The sequence below is a fragment of the Shewanella sp. SM55 genome, assembly GCF_025654025.1.
In the GTDB taxonomy this organism is placed as follows: Bacteria; Pseudomonadota; Gammaproteobacteria; order Enterobacterales; family Shewanellaceae; genus Shewanella; species Shewanella oncorhynchi.
Genome location: NZ_JAKKRS010000016.1, coordinates 31,516 through 56,811, shown reverse-complemented (window position 1 = coordinate 56,811; position 25,296 = coordinate 31,516). Strand labels below are relative to the sequence as shown.

Here is a 25,296-nt window from a genome sequence, read left to right as displayed (position 1 = left end):
GCCCCGAACTCTTTATTGTCATAAGAGTTTGGGGCTTTTTTGTGTGGCTTAGTGGATTTCGAAACTGGATATGATTGAGTGCGACTAAATTGAATGAAATACAGAGGTAAACCTTAAGTCTGATGGCCGCCAAGCTTTGTTGCCGAAGGACTGCACATTACTGATATTTAATGTATCTCGGTGAGCGAGGCGATAACTTGTGTTCTATATTTTGATCATTCATACGGAAGGAGAATAAATATGGATTCAGCTGCGTTGCTCAATCGTGTCGATGAGTTACCTAGGTTACCTAAGGCGATCAGTGAATTGTTAGATGCGGTCAATGATGACAATGCGACAGTAAAAAGCATTGCCACTAAAGTTTCACACGATCCCTTAATCAGCGCTAGGGTGTTACGCCTTGCTAATTGTGCCCACTATGGACGCAGTCGAGAGGTTGGCACTATCGATGAAGCTGTTGTGCGTCTTGGGATGCAAACCCTACGAACCTTAGTGCTCGCATCGGCGGTGATTGGTGCAGTCCCTAAGTGTGAAGGAATAGATTTAGCCCAGTTTTGGGGGCAAACCTTTGAGATTGCGCTTTATAGTCAAGAAATGGCAAAGCGTTGTGGCGCAGTCCCAGAAGAGGCTTTTACTTGCGGTATCTTACATCGTATTGGCGATCTATTGATTGCGGCAGTATCGCCTGAAGATGCGGCGAAAATTGCCGAAGCTGTGGCGCAGGGTAAAGATAAGCATCAGTTTGAGCGCGAGTTACTCGGATATGATTCCCCGGATATTGGCGCATTGCTAGCGAAGAATTGGAAGTTTACACCAGCGTTAGTGCAAGGCATTTTGTATCAAGACCACCCTAAGGATTCAAACCCATTTTCAAAACTTGCTGCGTTATTATGCTTATCTTACAAAGTTCTAGATGAGTGGGATACGATTGAGGATGAGGAGAAAACCAGTTGGTTATCTCAATTAGCGACTAAGAAAGGATTGAAGATGGAGATGGGCGGGCTAAGGACTAAGTTGACTGAATTACACGGTTCGGGATATGAGATCGGTAAAGCGTTAGCTTAGAATTTTGTTTCGCTTAGTGTTTTGGTGAGTAGGGCTGCAGTAAAAATATTTTTAGCCAAAGAGCGATATCAATTTAGTCTTAAGAAGACCATCGCGTGAATGGGGAACAGGTGTTTCGCATTCACGCTTTTTTTATGGGCTTTTGTTGATTTGCACTTTGACTGAATAGCGGATGTGGCTAGCCAGTTTGTTGGGTTGCAGCTATGGCAAGATTACGCATTTGGATCAACTCGCTGTGTTTGAGGTGCAACAAATCAGCGGTGCGTCGAATGATCTGGTCTTCATATTGGGATAGCTGGCCATCGGCGTAGGCCAGTTGCCACATTGCGAGCAACAATTGCTGCTTTTGCGCTAGGCTAAATCCAGCGTTAATGGCTGAGGTGAATTCAAAGAGTGAGGTCGCGCTGCCTTGTACGCTTTTAGCTTCATCAATCAGTATCTTAGCGTCTATTTCTGACATTGATAAGGTATCGGTTAGCAGCTTAGGTAATAAGGCTTCTTCCTCTGCCGTTAAGGTCTCATCGGCAAATACGACTTCAAGTAACATACTCGCTGCGGCTAGTTTAAGTTGATGTGCCTTGTCTTCAGGGGAGACTGCTTGAGTATGAGCTTCAAAAAATCGTTTTAATTTCGCAATCATATTTGGCGGTTCTCATGCTGGAGGGAATATAAAGTAGAGTCGATTGGGAAGTGAAAGTTCACCCTAAACCTTGTATTGCTTAGGGTGAGGTAAGACTGAATTACAGTAGCGAGTTCAGACCTTTCACCAGTAAGTCTGAGGTGCCTTCAGTGCCATTGGTATCTAAGTAAGACTTAGCTATGTTGATCATTGGCATTGCTAGATCTTTAGAAATGCCCAATTTTTCAAAGGCGTCTAAAACCATAGCACTGCCTTGCAGTGATGAACCTAAATCACCCGCTTTGGATAATAAGCCAGAAACACCCGATTTTGAGTCCAATTTAGGCGCGGCGGCGAGCAAACTATCGGCATTAGGAATGCTGGCAGCCAGTTTTGAGTAGTCGGTTGTTCCTAGGCTTGATTGCGCTAAGCCTAATAAACTGCCTAAGCCACCTTCGGCTTGAGTTTGGTTTAAACCCAATTGTGACATGACGCTGCCAACTAAATCATTCGACTGAGTTGCCGCTGCTGTAGTGGTCGCTTTTTCAGTTTTGGCTTGAGTTCCTGCCAAGTTATCTAACCAGCCTGCACTGGCGGGCGCCGCTAAAATACAAGTGCTGAGGAGGATAGAGAAGGTCAGAGTGTGTTTCATATGGAAGCGTCCTTTGATGGTTTGCGCACGAGTTCGCTGGACAGTTTAGCGGGTTTGTCACTTTTGTTGCAGTAGTTTTCTGTGATTTACGGTTCACACTGGTGATTTCTACTGTGCATTGCCAAGGGATTTTCGGTATCCTTAGCGGCAATTCTAAGTGTTAATTCATTTCAATTATTTGGAAAGTCGCATGTCACTATCCGCAATTTTGTCAGAAGCCTATAACTTCTTCCGTAATCATCTGGCGCAACTCGCTATGCTGACGATCCCATTACTCTTGATCCAAGTGGGGATCCAGTTATGGCTTGGTATAGAGATGAGTAAAGTTGATCTAGAAAACCCACAGTTTGGCGCGCCGCATATGATCGCCATGATGCTGTTACTACTTACTTTTTCGGTATTAATTGCCGCTTTGACTCTGTTTTTAGAACTGCGCTCACAAGGGCATAGTCCTTCAGCGGGAGTGGTGTTGAAGGCGAGTTTACCTTTTGTTCCACCATTATTATTGGCTGGGGTGTTTTCTGGTCTAGCGATTTTAGCACCAGTGATGCTGTTTGCCGCCTTCGGTCCTGTGTGGCTGGTAGGATTGGTAATTAGCTTCTATCTCTTTGCGCGTTTAGCCTATGTGAACTTTATGGTTGTGGTTGAGCGCTTAACACCGCTAGAAGCGATTAAGGGTAGTTTTAGTTTTAGTGGCCCTATCGTACTGAAAACCATTGCATTATTGATGTTATATTTACCACTCTCCGTCATAGGTAGCCAGCTTTCTGGGTTAGCGTCCATGGGCGGATTACCTGTGCAAATGTTAGCGGATACTTTTATGTCTTTTATTGGATTATTCGTTAACGTCGCTTTGTTCCGCTTATATATGGTGTCGAAAAAACCAAGCGTCGAATAGTGCAACATCAATTCAGCCTGCAGGGAATCACTCATGGGGACGAAAACAGTCATTAAGGATAGTGAGTTTATCCACGATTTTTCGGTCTCCTTGAGTGATGATTACCTCAAGGCGAAAAGCTATGTGCAGGATGTACCGACACAGTCGCTACTGCACATTCGCAGTTTTACCCATAAACTTACAGAGTTACTGGGGCAAGATAAGCAAATCGCGTTTTCGAGTCCGAATTTATACGATAGGATCGAACAGCTAAATCAGCGGCGCGTGATTGATGTGAAGACCACTCGTGCCCTGCATCGATTGCGTGCCGACGGTAACCGCGGCGCTCATCCTGAGAAATACCATCTCACCCAAGAACAATTACTCGCGCTAGCGCAAAAATCCATTAAAGATGTCCTGACTTTAGTCGAGCACTTGTATCCTAAGGTTAAAGGTCGAGTTGCCCCTGACTACTGTTATGAAGCGACTGACGCAATGACGGTGAGGGACTTATGCTACCGCGCGGTGATGGAAGATGACCCGCAAGCGCAGTATTTGGTGGGGATATCGTTTAAGACCAAGGCTTTGATACTGAAAGAACAAGAACTGCTCAAAGAGCAAGAACTTGCGGCAGAAGCCGAAGCTATATCAAGCCAAGATTTATCCACAGTTTCACCTCTAAATACCATTTCTCACATTAGCGCAGCTGACAGTTTTGCCCGAGCGGCCTATTGGTTTTCCCTTGCGGCACCTAAGCACATGGAAGCCTTACATGAGCATGGCGTAGCACTGATCCACGGTTATCAAGGCGCGCCAGAAGTGGCTAAAGGTGAACAGATCATTGCCACTGCAGCTGCAGCAGGTGTGGTCAATGCGATGGCGTTATTGGGATATTTTTATCTTGTAGGCAGTGAGTCGTTTCAACCCGACAGCAAGTTAGCACAGCAATACTTACAAGGTGCTGCAGATGGCGAGCAAACCGAAGCGATGGCGAATTTAGGAGTGTTGCATTACCAGCAAAAGAACTTAACTCAAGCCTATCATTTTATAAGCAAAGCCGCACAAGCAGGTTATCCCCATGCCCAGTATCATTTAGCATTAATGCTTGCCAATGGAGATGGTTGTACTCGAGATATGATTGCCAGTGAGCATTGGATGGCCGAAGCTGCCGAGCAAGGACAACTCGATGCTATGCTCACGCGGGCGCAGCATATGCTCAATGATGACAATGCCTTTGGCAGTGATTTGACTCAAGCTGAGGATTATTTGCGCCAAGTGATCAAATATAGCCACAGTGTGCCTGCGATGATTGAGCTGAGTATGGCACTGGCCGACGGTATCTTAGGGCGAATTGATGTCGTTGGATCTGCGGCTTTACTTAAGCTGGCACGGCAAAATGCCAATAAAAAAGAGGCGGATATTATCGAGCCTCTGTGGCGTTCACTGGTATTACAGATTGAAAATGTGCTTGAGGTAACCCAAGATCCCGCCGAAATTCATAGCCTTAAACGCGCCCAGACCTTACTCGCTTGAGCGCAGTTTTGCTTCGATTGAACTAGTGTTCATCCTCTTTATGCTCAAAAGTGCGCCCTTGATGGCGTGTCGCATTAGATTCCCTAACAATAGTGTCAGATCCATAAACCTGACTCTGCGGCTCCTCTGTCGCGTGGGCATGCTGCGTTGCGTTTGCCTGAGCCTGATTAAATTTAGCCAACTGACGTGCCATATAAAAACGGCTAAATAGGACTAAACAACCGAGCGCAATGGCGCCAAATAAGAGCACGAAGGGCAATAAAAATAGTGATAAACAAATTAGGCTAATGCTAATTGCCATCGCTAACCAAGCCCGTGGGCCAGAAATTCGGGTCTGCAGTGGGCTCTGTTGGAACTGTTGAAAAATCATAAGAACTCCTCGATAGGCAGTGGACATTTAGTGTGCAATAGCGAGTGCGTATAGGTCACGTTAATCTTGATTAATTTACTTTATTTTACTCGGGAGGCCATTTTGGTGTTGCGCATTACTTTGATATGTGATCGCATGTCTATCTATATGTTGTTGCTCGAATAACGGTTGGTTAATTATATGTGTTTGCTAAAATCTTTTTGATGTAAATCTGAGCAATTTCTTTGCTAACTGTACATAATATGAGAAAATTCAGCTCAAATTTAACTGCAGTTTTAACTCAGTTAGCCGCCTTATTATATTGGTTGTAAATATTCGTTCGACCCGCTCAAACACCCTCTTGTTTCACTGCTTTGTTAATTAATTAGACGCCAACATGAACTCATATTCGCTCAAGCAAAAAATTCTGTTCTCTGTCGTGGCAGCCCTTTCACTCGTGATTGGTTTGTTGTCATGGCAAAGTTATTCCAGCCAAAAATCCCAACTGTTACAAAACAGCCTAGAACAAGTGCAGCGCTTAGGTGAACAGCAGGCTGAGCGGATACAAGAATGGTTGGCTGGCCGCCAAGATATTATGGGAGCCCTGGCGAATAAAGTTGAAGGTGACAGCCTCAATACACTTCAACAAGCACAGGCATCGGGCCGTTTTCAGCTGACCTATTTTGGCTCTCAAGCTGGGCAAATGTTGGATTCTGATCCGAGTATTGATCGTACGGGCTATGATCCTCGCAGCCGCCCTTGGTATCAACAAGCCATCAGTGAGCGCGGTCTTATTTTGACAAAACCTTACGTGGATGTTGCCTATAACATTCTGGTTGTGACTATGGCACAGCCTACCGCACAAGGTGTTGTGGGTGGTGACTTATCTATCGCAAGCCTAGTTGACGGTGTTAATCGGATGAAGTTACCGGCAAACGGTTATGCCATCATGATGCACAAAGACGGCACAGTGATCGCTTATAAAGACCAAGCTAAGACGATGAAACCTATAGGTGAAATCGACAACGAGCTTAATCGCAACTTACCGGAACAGAGCCGTGCAGCGGGCACTCTGTTGCCTATGTATTTTGAAAATGAAGGACGTGACAAATTAGTCTGGAGCGTTGATATCCCTAATACAGATTGGGAATTAGTGTTAGTGCTTGATAAGGAAACGCTAGAAGCGCCATTGTCTAACCTATTACTCACTCAACTGGGTCTCTCTGCACTCGTACTGTTGCTGAGTGTATTAGCCATTTCTTGGTTAGTTGGCATGTTACTGGGTCCTCTGAGTCGAGTATCGCAAGCCCTTGCGCGTATTGCCGATGGTAATGGTGATTTAACTCAACGTATTTCTGTCGATACTCAAGATGAAGTGGGCGTGCTTGCCGACAGCTTTAACCGCTTTGTGGGCAGTCAACATCAGCTGATCAGCCATATTCGCCAATTAGCGAATGAGTTAGATGCCGATGCTGAACGTAGTCTTACCACCACGCAAACTTCAGTTGCGGAGTTACAACGTCAACAGCAAGAAGTCGCTATGGTCGCGACTGCGGTAACTGAAATGGCGAGTGCGACTAATGAGATTGCAGCCAATGCTGAGAACACGGCAACAGCGGCTCAACAGTCTGCAGCGAGCAGTTTACAGGGTAAAGAGTTAGTGAATAAAACTCGTAACTCGATTAATTCACTCGCCGATGAAGTGACTCAAGCAACGGATGTCATCGGCGATTTAAGTCGTCACGCTAAGTCTATCTCGAGTATTCTGGCGACGATTCAAGGGATTGCTGAACAAACCAACTTGTTGGCGCTTAACGCAGCCATTGAAGCGGCGCGTGCCGGTGAGCAGGGTCGTGGCTTTGCGGTCGTTGCCGATGAAGTTCGAGTACTGTCACGTCGTACACAGGATTCGACTCAGGAAGTACATACCACGATTGAAACGCTACAACGCACTACCGCTCGAGCAGTCAGCTTGATGGAAAGCAGCCAAGCATTAGCGGGTCATAGCGTAGAGGATGCCAATGCGGCGGCGAAAGCCCTTGAAGAGATTACGCAAGCGGTCAATGTGATTTCAGATATGGCAGGCCAAATTGCTACCGCAGCGGAAGAACAGACTCAAGTGACGGGTGAAATAACCCAGAATACGGTTGCGATTAAAGATGTGACCGATGAGATTACCGCATCGGCCATGGCAGATTTGGCACAGGCGAGGGGCTTAAAAGCTCGCGCTAATGATCTGAATGCGCAAGTCGCGACATTTATTCTGTAATCGCTATTCTTAATTGTTTGTCTCGATATTAGCCCGATAAAGCCTTTGCTTTGTCGAGCTTTTTACTGGCCGTTTTTGTCGTGTTAAAGTATTTCTGTGGGATTGAATAACTTAGCCACACTTTGACAAATGGTTTCTCTAATCCATTTATGCCCTTGATCTTCATCATTTCTTTGATGCCATAACAGCACATAGGCCATTGGCATAAATTCGAAAGGCAGTGGCAGTTGTTTGAGCGGATAAAGTTGGCAGGCGTGGCGGGCAAAGCTCGACGGCAGAGTGAAGATTAAATTGCTGTGGGCGCAAACGCTGGCGGCACCATAAAAGTCGGGTACAGTCGTGCTGATCCGGCGTCTATGCCCAAGATCGGCAAGAAAGTAATCCAGTGCCCACCAATCACTACCTTCACAACGAACCTGCACATGGGCCATATCGAGGTAAAAGGGTAAATTCCATTGTTCTGAGGTGAGCGCCGCCATCAGCGGGTGATCCTCTCGCACTAAGCAGACTTGTTGATCGGTAAATAATGTTTGATAGGCAATCCCTTCGGGCAGACGATCTACTTGAAAATCTGACAGTGGATGCAAATCCCGCCCTGAAATACCAAAGTCGATTTGCCCTTGCTGCAAATCCTGCATCGATTTTTCGGTCCAGACATAGGAATCGAGTTTGACGTTGGGTGCCGTGGTCAGCATAGGGCCGATAAAATATGGGATTAAGGTCTCATAGGCGCTTTCCACCATGGCAAAAGAAAATTGTCGATTGCTACTGGCAGGATTAAAGGTCGGAGGCTGAGTGAGTTGATACAAGTCTTGCAATATATTCGGCAGTTTTTGCCCAAGAATGAGGGCGTGCGCGGTGGGTTTTAAGCCATGCGCCGTGCGCTGAAATAGGGGATCATCTAAGGTTTCTCTGAGTCGATTTAAGCTCTTACTGAGGGCCGACTGACTTATATGTAATCGGCTGGCGGCGCGAGTGACACTCTGCTCCTCTAGCAGCACTTTGAGTATGACCAGCAAGTTCAAATCGATTCTGGCTAAGTTGTCGATATTCACAGATATTCCTCAGAGGAAATTTACTTTGGAAATTATACCATTTCTGTTCATACCTTGAGTTAATTAAAATAGCGCCCACTGAAATACCTTTCCCTGATCAACTGAGATTATTTATGCGGCGCAATCTGTTACCTATCCTGATGTCTATGGTGCTGCTCAGCCCATTAGCCATCGATATTTATTTACCTTCAATGCCAACTATGGCGACAGAATTCGCCGTATCTGCCAGTGATGTTCAATCCACACTCGTATTGTTTTTATTCGCCATGGGCTTAGGCCAAGTGTTGATTGGGCCATTAGCCGACCGTTATGGCCGCCGTCCTGTGGCCATTTTCGGGGTCTTTCTCTACGGCGCAAGTAGTCTTCTCGCTGCCGCGGCCATCGAGTTTCATTGGTTACAGATTGCTCGTGTGCTGCAAGGTTTAGCCGCCTGTTCAACTTCTATCGTGGTGTTTAGTGCGGTGCGCGACTGCTACTCACAAAAAGAAGGCGCTAAAATTTACAGTTACTTAAATGGTGCGATTTGCGTGATCCCAGCTTTAGCACCAACCTTAGGTGGCTTGTTAGCGATGCAATTCGGCTGGCGTTCAACCTTCGTTTTCATGACGTTATATGCCATGTTGATGATGCTCGTTGTTGGTTATCGCTTACCTGAGACTCGTCCAGCCAACACTGTTACTACTGGCCCACTTTACCGTTGGGGTAGATTCAAACCTGTACTCGGTAACACCCACTTTTTGTTTTATGCCTTTGCTTGTATGTCTGCTATGGCGGCTATTTTGAGTTATGTGTCTTATGCGCCTGTGTGGTTGATTGGGCATTTAGGGATTTCTGAGCTGGCGTTTAGTGGTTTATTCGGTCTCAATGCTGTGTTCAATATCGTGGCCTGTTTTGCGGCACCGATCGTCATTCGCAAACTGGGTAATCGTCCAACGGTTATTTTGGCTCTGTCCTTACTCGTTCTGTCTTCAGTGGCGACAGTGGCGGGCCAACAGTTTGGTCCAAATACAGGGATGGCAGCAGCTTTTAACTTCATGTTACCTATGATGTTGTTATGTGTGGGATTTGCCTTTTTACTCGGCCCTGCGACGAGTATGGCGCTGTCAGCTTTCGGTGAGCGAGCGGGGACTGCCGCGGCTATGCTAGGTTTTATTCAGATGAGTGGTGCATCCGTTTTAGCTGGACTTATACAGCAAACGAATTTAACTGCACCTTATGCAGTGGCACTCGTCATGGGCGTGTTTTCTATCGGTTTATTGTTGATGATGGCGCTGAGTCGATTCGACCACTGGCACCAAGAGCAGTTAGTTGGCGAGCATTAGTAGTATTGAGTTCAGGAGCGATAAAGCGGGATTAGACCCATCATATGATCGATTGTGATGACGATGCTTCAAGAGTAAACAGGGCTGTTTGTGAAATCAGTGCTGCTGAGTATATTCTGTAAACCCTTTGCCCGCAGTCTTGCTAACCACAAGCTGCGGGCATTTTTTATTTAAAAGCGGCCGTTGAGACTAAGTGAAATATCAACGCCATCCCAATCGGGTTCAAATGACTTGGCAATACCAGCTCGAGCGGATATTAAGTCTGTAATACGCCAGTGATAAGCAGTATTAATGCTGTAAGGGTCCTTATCGTCTTGAATACTGTAGTTTGCGCCGATAGACCAAGCGCGAGTCATGTACCAATCAGCAGTTAAGTTTACAATTGTACTGTTATTGCTATTGTTATATTGACCGTTAGGGCCGTTAGTTAGCGTATTATCAGACTGGCTGTAGTAGATGTTTGCTTGCAAATCAATACCTGCTGTCGATTGCAAAGGAATAAAACTGCGTATTCCTATGCCGAACGCATCATTGTCAGAATTTCCTTTTGATCCAAATCCAGCATCATAATCACCGTCACTACTGGAGTAGCTAGCATAAACAGCCGAGGTAGCGTTAAAGTAATAACCTAAGTTGATTCCATAAGTATTAGCATTATAGAAATCATTATCTAGATTGAAGTAATTTGCACCAACAAACCATTTAGATGCGAAAACATATTCTCCATTGACAGCATAAGAGTCTAAATCATCATTAAAACTATAATTACCACCAATATTAGATGTTTGTGCTAAAAAGCCACTTATTGCGTAGGGCGCAGAATCTTGACTAACTGGGGTAGAATAGTAGCGATAGTCAGCACTCCAGCCGCCATCACTAAATGCTTCACTTGAGGCGCCATAGTTAATATTGACATCATGTTGGTAGGCTTTGTCTGTGGCTGCAAATGTATTTGTACTCAATAATCCGAATACAACCGCAATACTGATCAGTCTTTTGTCCATTTTATCGTCCTTGTTGTGGGTACTGAAAGCAAGAAAAGTATAATAAATGCTAAGTGTTAGCAGTTTTAACTTATTGACCTTAGCGTTCTTGCTGGTGTCACTATACGATGTTGTCACAAAAGTTCAACAAAAAAACAGCTTGAAAAATAGAGCCTTAAACCGTCTTGCATATTGAATTTGAGTGAGCTGTGTTAGTTTTTAGGCTAAAGTTAAGAGGACTGCGCCTTTGTCGCGTTTTTATTGTTCTATCTGTCGTTATCCGCAAAATGCTTGCTTATGTGCGAGTGTTCAGCCTATCTCTCCAATGACTCAGTTGGTGGTTTTACAGCACCCGAGTGAAGTCGAACATAAGAAGAATAGTGTGCGGGTATTGAGTCTTGCTGTACCTAAAACGCAAGTTTATGTGGGTGAAAGCGAGTCTGACTTCAAAGGTTTACGGGAATATTTAGCGGCGTGTAATAAGCCTATTTATCTCGTCTATCCCTCTGCGTTAAGTGTAAGTGTTGAACAGCAACATATTAATCCTGATTGTATATTGCTGTTGCTCGATGGCACTTGGCGTAAGGCATTCAAAATGCTGCAGCTGAATTCTTGGTTAACCCAGTATCCTGCGGTGCATTTGGCTGAAGGTTATGAATCGCGCTATCGGATCCGTAAATCGAGTCGTAGCGATAGTTTATCGACCTTAGAAGCTTGCGCTTATATGTTAAGCGCCCTCGATCCTACCCTTGATGTTCAGCCGTTAATGATGGCATTTGATGCTATGGTGGAACTGCGGATTAAGGCGATGCCGAGTACAGTGCAGGCTCGTTATCAGAACTCAAATGAATCCAGTGGTAAGGTATAGTTGATGGGGTTAAGGCTATTGAGTCTTAGATGTTTTAGGTATGAATTAGTGCTTTTAAGTTATTGAGTTTTTGAGACTCCGTACGAATTAAAATAGTCAAAATCTTATTCAGATCACGCTAACGTAATGTGAAATACGGTTTAATAACTGGGATTCATTTGCGCAGCAAATGATGAGATAGCTTTGCCAGCCAATTGCTTTGCAGGGGAGTAATTCCATTCATTACTATTAGTAAATGGCGTGCTGGCAGGGCTATCGAGCTTTAAATATGGTTTTTTTTATTGATAATGATGAGAGCGCTTTGCCAGGCCATCATTGGCTTTGCAGGGGAGTAGATTCCATTCATTACTATTAGTAAATGGCGTGCTGGCAGGGCTATCGAGCTTTAAATATGGTGTTTTTATTGAGAATGATGAGAGCGCTTTGCCAGGCCATCACTGGCTTTGCAGGGGAGTGATTCCATTCATTACTATTAGTAAATGGCGTGCTGGCAGGGCTATTGAGCTTTAAATATGGTGTTTTTGTTGATAATGATGAGAGTGCTTTGCCAGGCCATCACTGGCTTTGCAGGGGAGTTATTCCATTCATAACTATTAGTAAATGGTGTGCTGGCAGGGCTATCGAGCTTAAATCATATGTTTTCTGCAAGAAAATCTTTCCCCTTCGTTCGCGACCCATCAAAATATTTCGATAAAACCTTAGCGGAATCTTTCGTTTTCCGTTGTAAACGTTGAGAGCGTTAATTCGGTACGCCGGTCGGATTATCGAGCCGATGCGAACATCGGCAGTCCTAAATCTGTTCTAGGCTAAGCGTTTTTCCGCAAGAAAGGCTTGGGTGAAGTTTTCGACTGAACTCGGGTAGCCAAATAGAAATCCTTGGGCGAAACCTTGGCCCATGTCAGTCATTATGTCTTTTTGTTGTTGAGTTTCAATACCTTCTGCGACGAAGTGAATGTCGAGTGCTTGTGCGAGTTGCACTATAGCATTGCAGAGCTTTTGTCCTGAGACTTCGTTTAAGCGCAAGGCAAACTCGGCATCAATTTTGACGCTGTCTATCGGCAAAGTCCCTAAGCGACTGAGTGACGATAACCCAGTCCCAAAATCATCGATGGCAATACTGACACCTAACGCTTTGATACGATTGAGTGTGAGTCGTGCTTGCTCCGGTTGTCGTAACAATGCCGATTCGGTAATTTCTAAAATCAGTGCTTCGGCGGGTAATTTCGCCATTTCTAAGGCATTTATCACTTGGTCGATAAAATCTAAGTGTTCTAATTGCAGTGGTGACACATTGACTGAAATTCTAAAGTCGGGTTGATAATGTGCTCGCCAGAGGGCCGCTTGTACACAGGCCTGTTCTAATACCCATTGGCCAATGCTGACAATTAATCCTGTTTCCTCAAGCAATGGCACAAAGTCGGCAGCTTCATAATATTCTGTCGGTGACTTCTGCCAGCGGAGCAGGGCTTCGGCAGCAATAGTTTGATTTGTGTGTAAATCGACTATGGCTTGATAAGCGAGAGTGAATTGTTTTAGGCTATGCGCATGCCTTAGGTTATTGATTAACTGTAATTTTAACTCGGCTGCTAGGCTCATTTCCTTATCGTAAAACACGAGATGCGGTAAGCTCTTTTTAGCGCAATACATGGCAGTATCGGCAAGACTAATCAGTTGTCCCGCTTGGTTACTGTGGGTAGGAAATAGCGCAATGCCTATGCTGGTGCCGAGGAAGAACTTTTGGCCTTCAATTTCAAAGGGGCTCTCAAATAAGCTGAGAATCTGTTCTGCAAACAGTTGGATTTCATCTTTGCAGCTACAGTCTTGCAGCACTAAGGTAAACTCATCTCCTCCCATACGGGCTATATCGGCTTTTTCGATACAACCCGCCTCGAGACGGGCGGCGACGAGTTGTAATACTCTATCGCCCATGGAGTGACCGAAGCTGTCATTGATATTCTTGAAACCATTGAGATCTAAAAACATCAACGCCCCCAGTGCGAGGGGATCAGTTTTAAGTTTTTCGAGGGCACTATTGAGGATCTGTTTGAGATGGAACCTGTTAGGTAATCCAGTCAAGGTATCGTACATAGCCCGAGTTGTTAGCTGGGTTTCTAATAGTTTTTTAGTACTAATATCACTGAAAATATTCACATTATAATGAGCATCATCTTCAGTGACGATTTTACGACTGCTCTGCCAAGCAGGGAAGTTACTGCCATCTGAACGTCTTTTCCACGTTTCGCCCTGCCAAAATCCCCTTTGTTTCAAGGCGATTTGGCATTCGGTTTCTTCCCCCATATTATGGGTTCTTACCTCTAAAAATTCAGGGGTTTTACTGATGAGCTGCTCTGCGCTATAGCCGCAAATACGGCACATGGCTTTATTGACAGCCAAAATTTGATTATCAGTGTCAGTGATATACACAGCTTCGGCACTTTCTTCGAGCGTGGTCGATAAAATCTCTTTGGGAATATGAGCAAAACCATCAGAAATCGTTTCGCGCATTTGATTGCGGCGATTAAGAGCTTGTAATTCAACGAGTACAACGGGCTGTTGTTGCAGATAACAGCGATAGAGATTAATTCGAGTCGGCAGTTCATTGCCTTGTTGGCTCATGTGCAGCCAGTTGAATTCAACATTATTGCCTGCAATGGCTTCAAGGATCATTTCCCGCGCAAATTCAACACTATTGCGGCCTGAAGATTGGATCCTCGGAGAAAAATCATAGGGAGTTGCATTCACAAAAGCATCGTATTCAGTCTCAAAATAACTGAGGGTGGCTTGGTTGGCACTAATAAAGCTAAAGCCTTGAATTAAGGCTAAGGGGGTTCTATGGGGATGTGCTTGCCAGAGAGACAGCTTTTCTTGCAGTACAGGATCATCTGTACTGAGTTTCTTAAGTAAGTGTTGCCATCTGATCATTCAGGATACTCCCTTGTGACGCAAAATAGTCACATCCCATTTTTAGGTCTTCGTTGAACACGAAGTTGCCCAATAGTACATCATTCCAATGGGGTTAAAAATAAACCTAATTGTTGTTTCACTCAAATAGAAACTTAAAAAGTGTAGTTTAAGACTTGTATTCAAGCATATTTTTTAAGAACACCTGCTGCATATTTTAAGCTTAGGCAGATTTTATGCTATGTTTTGCACATCTTGCGTGAATTAGCTTTTATCATTGATTCATTCAATTATCGAATAAAGGAGACAGGAAATGGCGTATTTATTTAAAGTGTTAATCTCTAAAATATTAATATCGCTAGTCCTCATCTTTAGTTTTCATCTCGCGTTAGCAAATGCCACCGAGGCGCCAAAGCCTAGATTGACCCTAGAGCAAAAAGCCGATAAGGCACGCATCGACTCACAGCGATTAGAACAGGCTCAATTAGAAAAGGCCCGTCAAGCCACTAAAGAGACGACAGAGCGGGAAGATAAAATTAAGCAACAATCCCAAACCAACGATTGGGAAGCGCAGCAAAAACTTAAGGCACAAAAACAGTTCGACGAAAGAGAAAGTCGCGAGCAAAAATATTTACGGGAAGCAAAAGAAGCTGCCGCAAAAGAGCGTAAAATCCCTAAGCCTTAATTAGGCCATCGACATAGTCGATTTCAGCTAGTCAGTGCTAGCATTATTTGTGGGCATTACGGCTATTCTCATTACTATGCACCTTACTATCACTAGGAATTGTTGTTGAATATCTGCCCCTTATGTCATGGCGTTGAATTACTCGCTTATCATCAAGATAGGAAGCGCAGTTACCAGCAATGCCAAACCTGCCAACTGGTGAGCGTGCCTTCTGAGTTTTATCTTTCGGCCGAGGCAGAAAAAGCCGAGTACGATAAGCACGAGAATCATGCCGATGATCTCGGCTATCAAACATTTTTAAATCGCACACTCAAGCCACTACTTAGCCGTGTTAGCACTTCGGCCCAAGGGCTCGATTTTGGCTGCGGAGAAGGTAAGGCATTGAGTCTAATGGCAAAGGCGCGCGGTTATCAGATAGATAATTACGACCTTTATTACGCTAATAATCCCGAAACGTTAGCCCGCCAATACGACTTTATTACCTTAACCGAAGTCATTGAACACGTGAGTGGTGCCGCAGGGTTACTTGCCCAGCTTGATAGGTTATTAAAACCTAATGGCATTTTGGCGGTTATGACCAAGCGTGTGCAGGATAAAATCGCATTTGCCAGTTGGCACTATAAAAATGACCCTACCCATATCAATTTTTACGCCGAAGCGACCTTTGAATGGCTCGCCCAGCACTATGGCTGGCGATTAGAAATTATCGATAAGGACGTAGTGTTCTTATATAAAGAGATGCATAAAGTTGAGAAAAGTAATGCAACACCCTAATTTATGTGTCTAATTCGATTAAATAAGTTCCCATAAGTGCATATGCGAGCGGTATAAACCAAAAGGATTAACACTGCTGCTAAGTGTCTGGATGAAGGGGTAAATACAATGGACGTTAAGACTTATCTACAGGCATTGAGTGCTATTTACGCCAACATGAATCAAACATTAGAACTGGATCGTGGCTTATCAAACTCAGTCTTAGATGAAGCCGAAAAACAATTAGGTTTTAAACTAGTTTCCCCGCTAAGGGAGCTTTGGGGATATGCCAATGGCGGCAATGAGTGGAGCACAGTCTTTGCCCGAAAAGATTACTTTTGCCGGTATGATTTTTTGTCATTAGCCTCATCATTTAAATTTCGTGACCGAATGAGAAAACAGGCCCAGTACTACGTTGATTACCACGAGCCAGAAGTGCGGGATCCCAAAATCCAATCAGGATGGTATCAAGAAGGTTGGCTGCCCTTTGCCCAATTTGGGGGTGGCACATTACTCTTGATTGCAGATCATTCGCCCTCGGCATTAGGTAAAATGGGACAAGTGATCGCATACACCCATGACCCCGATATGATGGACTTTATTAGCCCAGATCTAAGCCAATTTTTTGCACAATCCTTGGCGCAAATCGCGCTATATCCAGATGAATTAATTGAGGATTAAGGATAACAAAAATGTACGACCCATTACTCAACAAACCGAGTGAACTGATTATTGAAGGTGAGCTTCAGGGCAACGATAAGTTACGCATAAAAATGCTCGAAGACGTTTCTCTGATGACACCAGAAACGAAGCATCAAATTCTAAATGCTATGCTCAAAATGCATAAGTACTTTGAAGATTATTGCGGTGACTTAGAGATTTCTTTAAATACCATCAATGAAATAGCCGCAAATACCCAGCCGTTGTACATTATATTGGATGACACCAGCACAATGGAGACTCGGGCAATTCGTTATCATTACTCCTGCAACTGGGAAACCGATCATGGGGTAGAAGTGATGGTACTCAATGGTAATCAAGTGATTTTTGTGGGCAACTGCGGTTACATCTATGGCGTGTTATTAACCTCCATTGATAGTGCTTTATCCCTTCAAGATGAAGAGCTTAATTTTCTGTGAGTTGCTGACTAAATTTCATTACCGTTATTCCCGCGCAATACTGTGTTACTCAGAAAGGCAATTTTAGCTAGGCATTTTAGCCAGACATCCATATATGATGGCTCTTGTTCAAGTAATTTTAGCCAGTACAGGTGGTAGAGAAACCGAAAGTGCATTATGTTGTTGATTTAAAATGGGTGGCTAGACTTTGGCTGGTAAACCAAGCTAAGGAGCCAAAACGTAACAAAGCGTTTAAAATCCTTCGCTTTACTCACTGGAAGTTCAAACTGCTGCTTCAGTTTGAAACTCCTTTAACACGGAGTTAACTTCCTATGACACCTGAATATCTAGCCAAACAAGTTGAATTTATTGACTGGCTCTCGGCTGCAAGTCCGATTGAAGGCGTATTGGGTTCTACATATGGATGGGAGTGGCTGCCTACAAGCAGAGATCAAGAGGATCCTTTGAATGGTCCGAAAAAATTGGAAGAAACAAAAGACGCGGAGATGCTTGTGTATAAATCGGCGCTCAGATCTCTGAGAAAAATTGGCCGGTCACATCCTTTGCTTGTGTATGGTCCTCATGATTTTACTGAGAGCTTTAGAGGCGGCGCACTCTTTGCCTTCAAAATGGCAGCGAGAGAGGCCGCTCTCAGACAAAAGGGCGTATGGAGTGAGGTGGCTGAGTTGTATAGCCAAGGCCGATGGCCATGTGGTTTTAAAGAAAATCGTGAATTTGTTGTTTTGTGACTAAAGCTAACGATGCCAAGCATTGGGACAGCTTTTCCGTTACCTTAAGTTTCTTTAACTGAGATCCGCCATCCCTATCTTTTTTCAGGTTGATTTATCTAAAAGCTAGATTCCCGCCCACAGCATTGCGGGAATGACGGTTAAAGACAGCCTCTAATGAAGCACAGTCTCTTTTACCTTTATCATTAAATCTATTAACAATTCTTCCTTGTCCGTGTAGTTTAGATAGCTTATAAAAACAACAATAGGCTATCGCTATGACTTTACCCTCTGTATCACTTGCTGCATCAACATCATTTGAATTTAAGCCCCTAGTAAATAAATCCCATTTTTCCAAGACCTTACTCGCGTCGGCCTTAGCCTTAAGCTTTATGGGCACAGGTTTAACCTCAGTGCAAGCGGCGACCAATACTATGCCTGATGCGGCTAAGTTGGCGGCGGGTGTGGAGCAAAAGGTGATCGACTGGCGTCGTGATTTGCATCAACACCCTGAGTTGTCTAACCGTGAGTTTCGTACCAGCAAGATTATTGAAAAACATCTGAAATCCTTAGGATTAGAAGTGCAAACGGGTGTTGCACATACGGGCGTGGTGGCCATTTTGAAAGGCGGGAAGCTGAAGGGCGGCAAGCCTGGTCCGTTGATTGCGATTCGAGCAGATATGGATGCACTGCCTGTGACTGAAGTGGTCGATGTGCCTTTTGCCTCTAAGGCGACTGACACTTATCGCGATCAAAAAGTGGGTGTGATGCATGCTTGTGGTCACGATACCCATGTGGCTATGTTAATGGGCGTGGCCGAAAACTTGGTTAAAGTGAAAGACAGCCTAGCGGGGGATGTGATGTTTATCTTCCAACCCGCTGAAGAAGGTGCGCCAGAGGGTGAAGAGGGCGGCGCGGAATTGATGCTCAAAGAAGGGTTGTTTGCTCAGCGCAAACCCGAGCAAGTATTTGGTATGCATGTCACCTCGAGTATGCCGAGTGGCATGATTGGCCTGCGCAGTGGTCCAGCAATGGCGAGTGAAGACTCTTTTACTATCAAAGTGAAAGGCAGCCAAACCCATGGTTCCCGTCCTTGGAATGGGGTCGATCCTATTGTCGCTGCGGCACAAATTATCACTAACGTGCAAACGATCGTCAGCCGTCAGGTGGATATCACTAAAGCGCCGGCGGTGGTGAGTTTTGGTGCAGTCAATGGTGGCATTCGCTCTAACATTATTCCCGATGAAGTCGAGCTGATTGGCACGATTCGCACCTTCGACCAACCCATGCGCGCCGATATCAAAGTGCGTTTAGCGCAAATGGCACAGCTGTCGGCGAAAACCTTAGGGGCGACTGCGACTACTGAGATCCACCAAGGCTATCCTGTGGTGGTTAATAATCCCGAATTAGTCGCCAGTATGCGGCCTGTGCTTGCGAGCGTAGTGGGCGATAAGATGCTGATTGAACCCGGATTAATCACAGGTGCCGAAGACTTTGCTTACTATGCCTTAGAAACACCGGGGATGTTTTTCTTCCTCGGGGTGACGCCAAAGGGAACGGACCCTGAAACGGCGGCCAGCAATCATTCGCCAGCATTTTATGTGGATGAAAGCGCGCTAAAAGTGGGCGTTGAGGCCATGACCAAAGTGGCGTTAACGGCACTCAAAGCCCAATAAGTGGCTAACGTATTATTCCGTAAGCACTGCGGTATAACTTGAGCTTACAAAAAATCGGCGCGGGATACGCTTCCTGCGCTTGATTTGTTAAACAATTTACCTCTATATGTGGATATTTACAGCAAGGAGCGAACAAGATGAAGCGCACGCTATCGGCTCTGGTTTTGGCCATGGGACTTTTGAACCCCCTAAGCCAAGCACAGGCCACCACGGCAGAAGACATTAAGAGTTTCACGCTAGATAACGGCATGAAAATCATGGTGCTAGAAGATGCCTCTATTCCCAATGCCAACATGTATTTATTTTGGAAGGTCGGTTCACGTAACGAAGTGCCCGGCATTACTGGTATTTCGCACTTTTTCGAACACATGATGTTCAACGGTTCGAAAAAGTACGGCCCGAAAATGTTCGACCGCACTATGGAAGCCGCCGGTGGCGCGAACAATGCGTATACCACTGAAGACATGACGGTTTATACCGATTGGTTCCCCGCCAATGCGCTCGAAACTATGTTCGATCTCGAGGCTGACCGCATCGCTAACTTAGATATCAACCAAGCCATGGTCGATAGCGAACGTGGCGTAGTGCAGTCGGAGCGTTCCACTGGCTTAGAAAACTCTAACTGGAATGCCCTCGAAGGCGAAATCAAAGGCGTGGCGTTTTTAGCCCACCCTTATTCTTGGTCGGTGATCGGTCACGAGTCGGATATCGCCGCTTGGTCGCTGGAAGATTTAGTCCAGTACCATAAAACCTATTACGCGCCGAACAATGCCGTGGTCGTGATTGCCGGCGATGTAAAGCTTGCCCAAGTAAAAGCCTTGGCAGACAAGTACTTTGCGCCTATTCCGGCACAGACTCCGCCTAAAGCGATTCGCACTGTCGAACCTGAGCAAAAGGGTGAGCGTCGCACCTTTGTGCAGAAGGCATCGGTCAGCACACCTAACGTAATGTTGGCGTACCATATTCCGGCGGCAACCCATGCGGATTTTTATGCGCTGGACTTATTAAGCTCGATTCTAAGTCAAGGTAATAGCTCGCGTTTATATCAATCATTGGTTGATAAACAAGTGGCCTTAGAAGCGCAAACCTACATGCCGATGTCGGTCGATCCTAACCTCTTCTATGTGATGGGCGTTGCTACACCTGAGGTGAAAGCCTCGACGCTGGAGCATGCGTTGATTGAACAAATCGATGCGATTGCGACAACGGGTGTTACCCAGCAAGAACTGGATAAAGTTAAAAATATTAAGTTGATGGATTTTTATCGCTCGATGGAAACCATTAATGGTAAGGCTAATACCATAGGCACCTATGAGATGTATTTTGGCAGTTACGACAAGTTATTTAATGCACCTGAAGCCTATAACAAGGTGACGCCAGCGGATATTCAACGTGTTGCCCAAACCTATTTACGTAAATCGAATCGTACTGTAGCTGTGCTGGCGGCAAACGAGGAGTCCTCTCAATGAAATCGATGACAATGAAATCGACAGCAATGAAATCACTTAAGATGGTATCACTCGGAAAACCTTCTAAGTTAATGGCAGCATTGGCTTTAGGCACAAGCTTAGTCTTAGCGGGCTGCGCGGCGACATCGGCACCAAAGCGGGTCGATACTGGCAGCTTTGCGATGCCAAGTTACGATAAGTTTGTGTTAGATAACGGCTTAACTGTGTACTTAATGCCGCAGCGCGAAGTGCCGTTAATTACCTTAAATGCCGTGGTACGCGCCGGTGCTGTGAATGACACCACCGCAGGCGTGGCACAAATGACAGCAGAAGGCTTGCTGTTAGGTGCGGCGGGGAAATCTAAGGCAGATATCGAGCAGCAAGTGGATTTTCTCGGTGCAAGTTTAGTGGCCGAAGCGGATAAGGAAGGCAGTTATCTGAGTGCTGACTTTATGGCGAAGGACATTGACTTGATGCTGGGCTTATTTAGCGCGGCGATGTTAACGCCTGACTTTGATGCCGCCGAGTTTGATAAACTCAAACAGCGCGCGATTGCTGGGCTGCAGCAGGATAAAGAAAGCCCACGGGCGGTGATTGGTCGCTACTTCGATAAGCTCGTATTCGGTGCCCATCCTTATGGTAATGCGGCTTCGGGTAACAGTGATTCGCTTGAACAAGTGACTGTGTCGCAGCTGCGCGCCTTCCATAAGAGTTACTATCAGCCTTCCAATACTGCGATAACTGTCGTGGGTGACTTTGATGTGGCGACGATGAAAGCCAAGTTGACGCAAACCTTTGGTCAGTGGCAAGGCAACGAAAAACTGGTACAACCTGATTTAAACCAAGGTTTGCCTCAGTTGACCGAGGCCAAAGTCTTGCTGGTGGATAAACCCGATGCAATCGAAACTACTTTTGTGATCGGGGGCTTAGGTATTAGTCGTGACAATCCAGACTATGTAGGTTTAACGGTAGTGAACACTATTTTAGGTGGTCGTTTTACCTCTTGGCTTAACGACGAGCTGCGGGTGAACGCAGGCTTAACCTATGGCGCACGCTCAGGTTTTAGCCCTTATACCGATTCGGGCGTATTCACAATCAGTACTTTCACTAAGACGGAAACCACTCAAGAAGCGATGGATTTAGCCTTGAAAACCTATGCTCGTTTATGGGAGAAAGGTGTAGATCAAGCGACCTTAGATTCGGCTAAAGCCTATGTTAAGGGTCAGTTCCCGCCTCAGTTTGAAACCTCTGGGCAGCTGGCGGGGCTCTTATCAGGCATGTATCTGTATGGTTTCGATGATAAGTTTATCAATGAGTTCCAAGCTAAGGTGGATGGTTTAACCCTAGAAGAAACCCAAAGGTTAGTGAAAACTTACTTCCCGCAAAAAGATCTGCAATTTGTGCTGATTGGCAATGCGGCTAAGATTGCACCGATTGCCGCTAAGTACGGCAAAGTGCAAACCGTCGATATTAAAGCCACGGGATTTGGCCAATAAGCTATTATTGCGAGGCTTGATTCGATAAAGAAAAGGTCTGCATAGTGCAGACCTTTTGCTTTTCTGTTCTTGGTGCTAGATGCAGCGTTTATTGTCCACCCGGCTTAGCATAATGGGTCATCCAATCCTTCACTTGGTTATACCAATAGATAGAGTTATTGGGTTTCATAACCCAATGGTTTTCATCGGGGAAATAAATCATCCGCGATTCCACATTGCGAGTTTGCAGGGTGCGGAACAGTTCAAACCCTTGCCCCACTGGTACCCGGTAGTCAAGTTGACCATGACTGACTAAGGTTGGGGTATTAAAGTTAGCCGCAAAGTAATGTGGAGAAATGGCTTTATACAGCTCAGGATTATCCCAGTAGTTGCCAAATCGGGTGCTGTGGACGGCAAAATCCGACGCCATTTGTGAATACATGTCGTAAACCGCAGCGTGGATCAACAAGGCTTTAAAGGGATGTGGTTGACCTAAAATAATTGAGGTCAGATAACCGCCGTAACTTGCGCCACCCGCCACCATGCGGTCGCTGTCTATCCAGCTTTGCTGTTTAAACCAGTCGGCCGCCTTGAGCACATCTTCGAGGGATTTATTCTTCCAATCTGGGTTAATCGCATCGGCAAACGCTTGTCCGAAGCCGCTAGAACCATGGAAGTTTGGCCAAGCAGTGACATATCCCCAAGAGGCGAAGGTTTGTGCGTTCCAACGGTAATGGAAACCGTCGGTAATGGCGTTATGTGGCCCGCCGTGAACCAGCATAAAGAGGGGATATTTTTTACTGCGATCGAATCCGGGAGGATAGTGAACCCACATTTGAATATCTTGATCTTGATATCCCTTGTAGGTCACTGATTCGTAAGTGCCTAAATCAACATCTTTGAGAATATCGTCATTAAAATTCTCTAGGCGTACCGTCTTACCATTGCGGGGATTAATGCTGACCAAGCGCGCTGGGTGCAAAAAGCTCTCGTTGGTGGCAATCAGTTCACCGTCTTTACCTATGGCGGGTTGGCTAAAGTCAGTTGCCTCTGTAATGGCTTTGACTTTACCGTTTTTGGCATCGATATGATAAATGCGGTTAGTGGCGGCATCTTCGATGGTGGCATAAAAGCCTTTACTGTCGGGGGTCCAATTAAATTGGCTGACCGAACGATCCCACTCTGGTGTTAGCGTATTAAGTTTACGGCTATCGATATCCAGTAACATCAGCCTTGAAGTATCGGCATAGAAACCGGGGATTTTCTGACGGGTAAAAGCCAGCGTTTTGCCATTGGGGCTAAAGCTGGGATCAGCATCTGCGGCTTGATTTTCTGGGGTGATATTCTCTGCTTTACCACTGCCAATCGTCGCAAGGAAAATATCCAGTTTAGGGTCGACACGGTTGTCTGAGCCATAAGTACTGAAGGCAATTAAGCGTTCATTAGGCGAAATATCGTAACTTGAACTGCTTTGGCTCGAGCGTGGTAACTCATGGCCGAGTGCTTGCGTCACGGATTCGACTTCGCCGCCTGAAGCGGGGAGCCTAAATACATGGGCTTGGCGACGTTCATCTAACCAGTGATCAAACTGAGCGTAGGGCAAAGCGTTCCACTGGCGAGCGGAGACCTTATTGTCCTCGTCGGCTTTTAGTTGGGTTTTCATCTCGTCCCATGTTTGATTTTGGAATACATTGCTGATGAAATACAAATGCTTGCCAACCCATTTAATACCATTTACGCCAGTAGGTATGTCGGTTAAGCGCTGCGCTTCACCCGGACCGTCCATAGGCAATAGGTAGATTTGGCCTGCGTCGTCTTCATTTCGCTCACTCACAAAGGCTAAGGTTTTGCCGTCGGGCGAAAACACGGGCTCGCTCACCTTTAACCCTTTGACTGTAATAGCACGATTATTTTTACCTTCGCCATCAAAACGCCATAACTGGGTCGAACCTTTATCTTCCTTCAGATCATATTCTGTGACTGGCGCAATAATATGCTCACCAGAGGGCGATACGACTGGGCTACCAATACGCTTAAGTTGCCAGAGCAATTCCACCGAGAGCGGTTTACTCTGCTCCGCAAATGCTGAGCCGAATGGCATCAACAGACAGAGCAATAAGATTCCTGTCTTCTTCACTGTGAGTCTCCTTATCATACATATAGTTATAATGATTTTATTTGTGGTGCAGATTCGAGAGTATAGAAACCGAGCATGAAAGCAAACTGAGTGATAACCCATAGCGGGACGCTTTGTGTAAGCATCTGTGAATGGTTGTCGGCTAATTGTGATTTGTTGATGGCGGAATTACAGGCTAATCTAGGGTGATATTTCGGCTGAGGACTAGGTAGATGCAGAATAAAATCAACCGATTAAGACTATTATGGGGAGTGGCAATTGCACTGAGTGCTGCTATTCCTCTGGCTGCGCACGCGGCTAGGGTAAGTTTTAGTGAGTTTTGCCCTCAGTTTACTGGTCAATGGGGAGGCGATGCCGCCAAAGTGGGGGAAGCGCCACGAAAAGTGACAGTCACCGGATTTTGCTCCCATGATAAGCGGCAGCTGTTATTGTCTGTGAGTGTTGGCACGCGTGCGCCCTATAGTGAAACCTGGTGGTTTAGGGAGCAGGGCGAGCAAGTGTTGTTGACCTATTACGATGGCGTGTCCCAAGAGAAGCAGCAGGTCTTTAGCTTATATCGTCAAAATGGCGATTATTCTTTGCTGGGTGAGGGCGTGGTGACTGCTCGGTCTGCGTTAATTCAATTACTGTTTGAGGTAAAGGGGGCGGGTGCTCAAGCTAACGCATGGCAATGGACGCAGAATATTCAATATTTAGACGATGATGTTGATCGCTATCAGCTTTTTCGCGGAATAGAGATGACGCCAGTCGCGCCATCTCCTTAGTCGCCAATCCGATTTACCT

Annotated in this window: 22 protein-coding genes; 15 read left to right on the top strand and 7 right to left on the bottom strand. The window is 45.5% G+C overall.

The genetic code is table 11. From position 1 onward, the window contains the following. Positions 1–240: 240 nt before the first annotated feature. Positions 241–1,065: an HDOD domain-containing protein gene (locus L5L91_RS18065; protein ID WP_131525752.1), complete on the top strand. Its 825-nt coding sequence runs from the start codon at positions 241–243 to the stop codon at positions 1,063–1,065. 178 nt (positions 1,066–1,243) lie between these two features. Here the strand turns inward: L5L91_RS18065 and L5L91_RS18060 are convergent, their stop codons facing one another. Together L5L91_RS18060 and L5L91_RS18055 are read right to left on the bottom strand one after the other, a co-directional pair. Further along, the gene (locus tag L5L91_RS18060; protein WP_263237351.1) at positions 1,244–1,705 is read right to left on the bottom strand and encodes a TerB family tellurite resistance protein; all 462 of its coding nucleotides are present in this window, start codon (positions 1,703–1,705) and stop codon (positions 1,244–1,246) included. Positions 1,706–1,805: 100 nt separating this feature from the next. Then, positions 1,806–2,336 (bottom strand): DUF2780 domain-containing protein, encoded by a 531-nt coding sequence (locus tag L5L91_RS18055; RefSeq protein WP_168827259.1) that lies wholly within the window; start codon positions 2,334–2,336, stop codon positions 1,806–1,808. 190 nt (positions 2,337–2,526) lie between these two features. On the opposite strand from L5L91_RS18055, the gene L5L91_RS18050 reads away from it, so the two are divergent. Both L5L91_RS18050 and L5L91_RS18045 read left to right on the top strand, forming a co-directional pair. After that, positions 2,527–3,234: a hypothetical protein gene (locus tag L5L91_RS18050; RefSeq protein WP_105250588.1), complete on the top strand. Its 708-nt coding sequence runs from the start codon at positions 2,527–2,529 to the stop codon at positions 3,232–3,234. 33 nt (positions 3,235–3,267) lie between these two features. Next, a complete protein-coding gene (locus tag L5L91_RS18045; protein ID WP_173248168.1) occupies positions 3,268–4,746 on the top strand; it encodes a DUF4145 domain-containing protein in 1,479 nt (492 codons plus the stop codon). 22 nt (positions 4,747–4,768) lie between these two features. On the opposite strand, the gene L5L91_RS18040 is transcribed toward L5L91_RS18045, so the two are convergent. Further along, positions 4,769–5,116, bottom strand: coding sequence for a hypothetical protein (locus L5L91_RS18040; protein ID WP_113940287.1), 348 nt, complete (start codon positions 5,114–5,116; stop codon positions 4,769–4,771). 376 nt (positions 5,117–5,492) lie between these two features. Between L5L91_RS18040 and L5L91_RS18035 the strand changes: the two genes are divergently transcribed. After that, positions 5,493–7,364, top strand: a complete 1,872-nt coding sequence (locus tag L5L91_RS18035) for a methyl-accepting chemotaxis protein (RefSeq protein WP_263179142.1) — start codon at positions 5,493–5,495, stop codon at positions 7,362–7,364. An 83-nt stretch (positions 7,365–7,447) separates the two neighbouring features. Here the strand turns inward: L5L91_RS18035 and L5L91_RS18030 are convergent, their stop codons facing one another. Then, on the bottom strand, positions 7,448–8,419 hold the full coding sequence (locus L5L91_RS18030) for a LysR family transcriptional regulator (RefSeq protein WP_263237348.1): 972 nt from the start codon (positions 8,417–8,419) through the stop codon (positions 7,448–7,450). Between the two features lie 113 nt (positions 8,420–8,532). On the opposite strand from L5L91_RS18030, the gene L5L91_RS18025 reads away from it, so the two are divergent. Further along, positions 8,533–9,741: a multidrug effflux MFS transporter gene (locus tag L5L91_RS18025; protein ID WP_263237347.1), complete on the top strand. Its 1,209-nt coding sequence runs from the start codon at positions 8,533–8,535 to the stop codon at positions 9,739–9,741. 170 nt (positions 9,742–9,911) lie between these two features. Here the strand turns inward: L5L91_RS18025 and L5L91_RS18020 are convergent, their stop codons facing one another. Further along, entirely contained in the window at positions 9,912–10,745 is an 834-nt protein-coding gene (locus L5L91_RS18020; protein WP_173497732.1) for a hypothetical protein, read from the bottom strand. Between the two features lie 226 nt (positions 10,746–10,971). Here L5L91_RS18020 and L5L91_RS18015 point away from each other — a divergent pair, with 226 nt between their 5' ends. Next, positions 10,972–11,592 (top strand): tRNA-uridine aminocarboxypropyltransferase, encoded by a 621-nt coding sequence (locus L5L91_RS18015; protein WP_173497731.1) that lies wholly within the window; start codon positions 10,972–10,974, stop codon positions 11,590–11,592. Between the two features lie 801 nt (positions 11,593–12,393). Here the strand turns inward: L5L91_RS18015 and L5L91_RS18010 are convergent. Further along, entirely contained in the window at positions 12,394–14,514 is a 2,121-nt protein-coding gene (locus L5L91_RS18010; protein WP_173497730.1) for a putative bifunctional diguanylate cyclase/phosphodiesterase, read from the bottom strand. A gap of 292 nt (positions 14,515–14,806) precedes the next feature. On the opposite strand from L5L91_RS18010, the gene L5L91_RS18005 reads away from it, so the two are divergent. The 8 genes from L5L91_RS18005 (at position 14,807) to L5L91_RS17970 (ending at position 22,397) form a co-directional block, all read left to right on the top strand. After that, positions 14,807–15,178 (top strand): hypothetical protein, encoded by a 372-nt coding sequence (locus L5L91_RS18005; protein ID WP_173497729.1) that lies wholly within the window; start codon positions 14,807–14,809, stop codon positions 15,176–15,178. A 105-nt stretch (positions 15,179–15,283) separates the two neighbouring features. Then, entirely contained in the window at positions 15,284–15,952 is a 669-nt protein-coding gene (locus tag L5L91_RS18000) for a class I SAM-dependent methyltransferase (protein WP_263162347.1), read from the top strand. Between the two features lie 108 nt (positions 15,953–16,060). Continuing rightward, entirely contained in the window at positions 16,061–16,612 is a 552-nt protein-coding gene (locus L5L91_RS17995; RefSeq protein WP_263162345.1) for an SMI1/KNR4 family protein, read from the top strand. Between the two features lie 11 nt (positions 16,613–16,623). Further along, positions 16,624–17,070: a DUF6985 domain-containing protein gene (locus tag L5L91_RS17990; protein WP_263237344.1), complete on the top strand. Its 447-nt coding sequence runs from the start codon at positions 16,624–16,626 to the stop codon at positions 17,068–17,070. Positions 17,071–17,381: 311 nt separating this feature from the next. After that, entirely contained in the window at positions 17,382–17,798 is a 417-nt protein-coding gene (locus tag L5L91_RS17985; protein WP_219255522.1) for a hypothetical protein, read from the top strand. Positions 17,799–18,055: 257 nt separating this feature from the next. After that, a complete protein-coding gene (locus tag L5L91_RS17980; RefSeq protein WP_263237340.1) occupies positions 18,056–19,453 on the top strand; it encodes an amidohydrolase in 1,398 nt (465 codons plus the stop codon). Positions 19,454–19,590: 137 nt separating this feature from the next. Further along, entirely contained in the window at positions 19,591–20,922 is a 1,332-nt protein-coding gene (locus L5L91_RS17975) for a M16 family metallopeptidase (RefSeq protein ID WP_263237338.1), read from the top strand. Beyond that, positions 20,919–22,397, top strand: coding sequence for a M16 family metallopeptidase (locus tag L5L91_RS17970; protein WP_263237337.1), 1,479 nt, complete (start codon positions 20,919–20,921; stop codon positions 22,395–22,397). The genes L5L91_RS17975 and L5L91_RS17970 overlap by 4 nt, the downstream gene beginning before the upstream one ends. Before the next feature lie 88 nt (positions 22,398–22,485). On the opposite strand, the gene L5L91_RS17965 is transcribed toward L5L91_RS17970, so the two are convergent. After that, on the bottom strand, positions 22,486–24,513 hold the full coding sequence (locus tag L5L91_RS17965) for an alpha/beta hydrolase family protein (protein ID WP_263237336.1): 2,028 nt from the start codon (positions 24,511–24,513) through the stop codon (positions 22,486–22,488). Between the two features lie 212 nt (positions 24,514–24,725). Here L5L91_RS17965 and L5L91_RS17960 point away from each other — a divergent pair, with 212 nt between their 5' ends. Next, a complete protein-coding gene (locus L5L91_RS17960; RefSeq protein ID WP_263237335.1) occupies positions 24,726–25,277 on the top strand; it encodes a hypothetical protein in 552 nt (183 codons plus the stop codon). Positions 25,278–25,296: the final 19 nt, after the last annotated feature.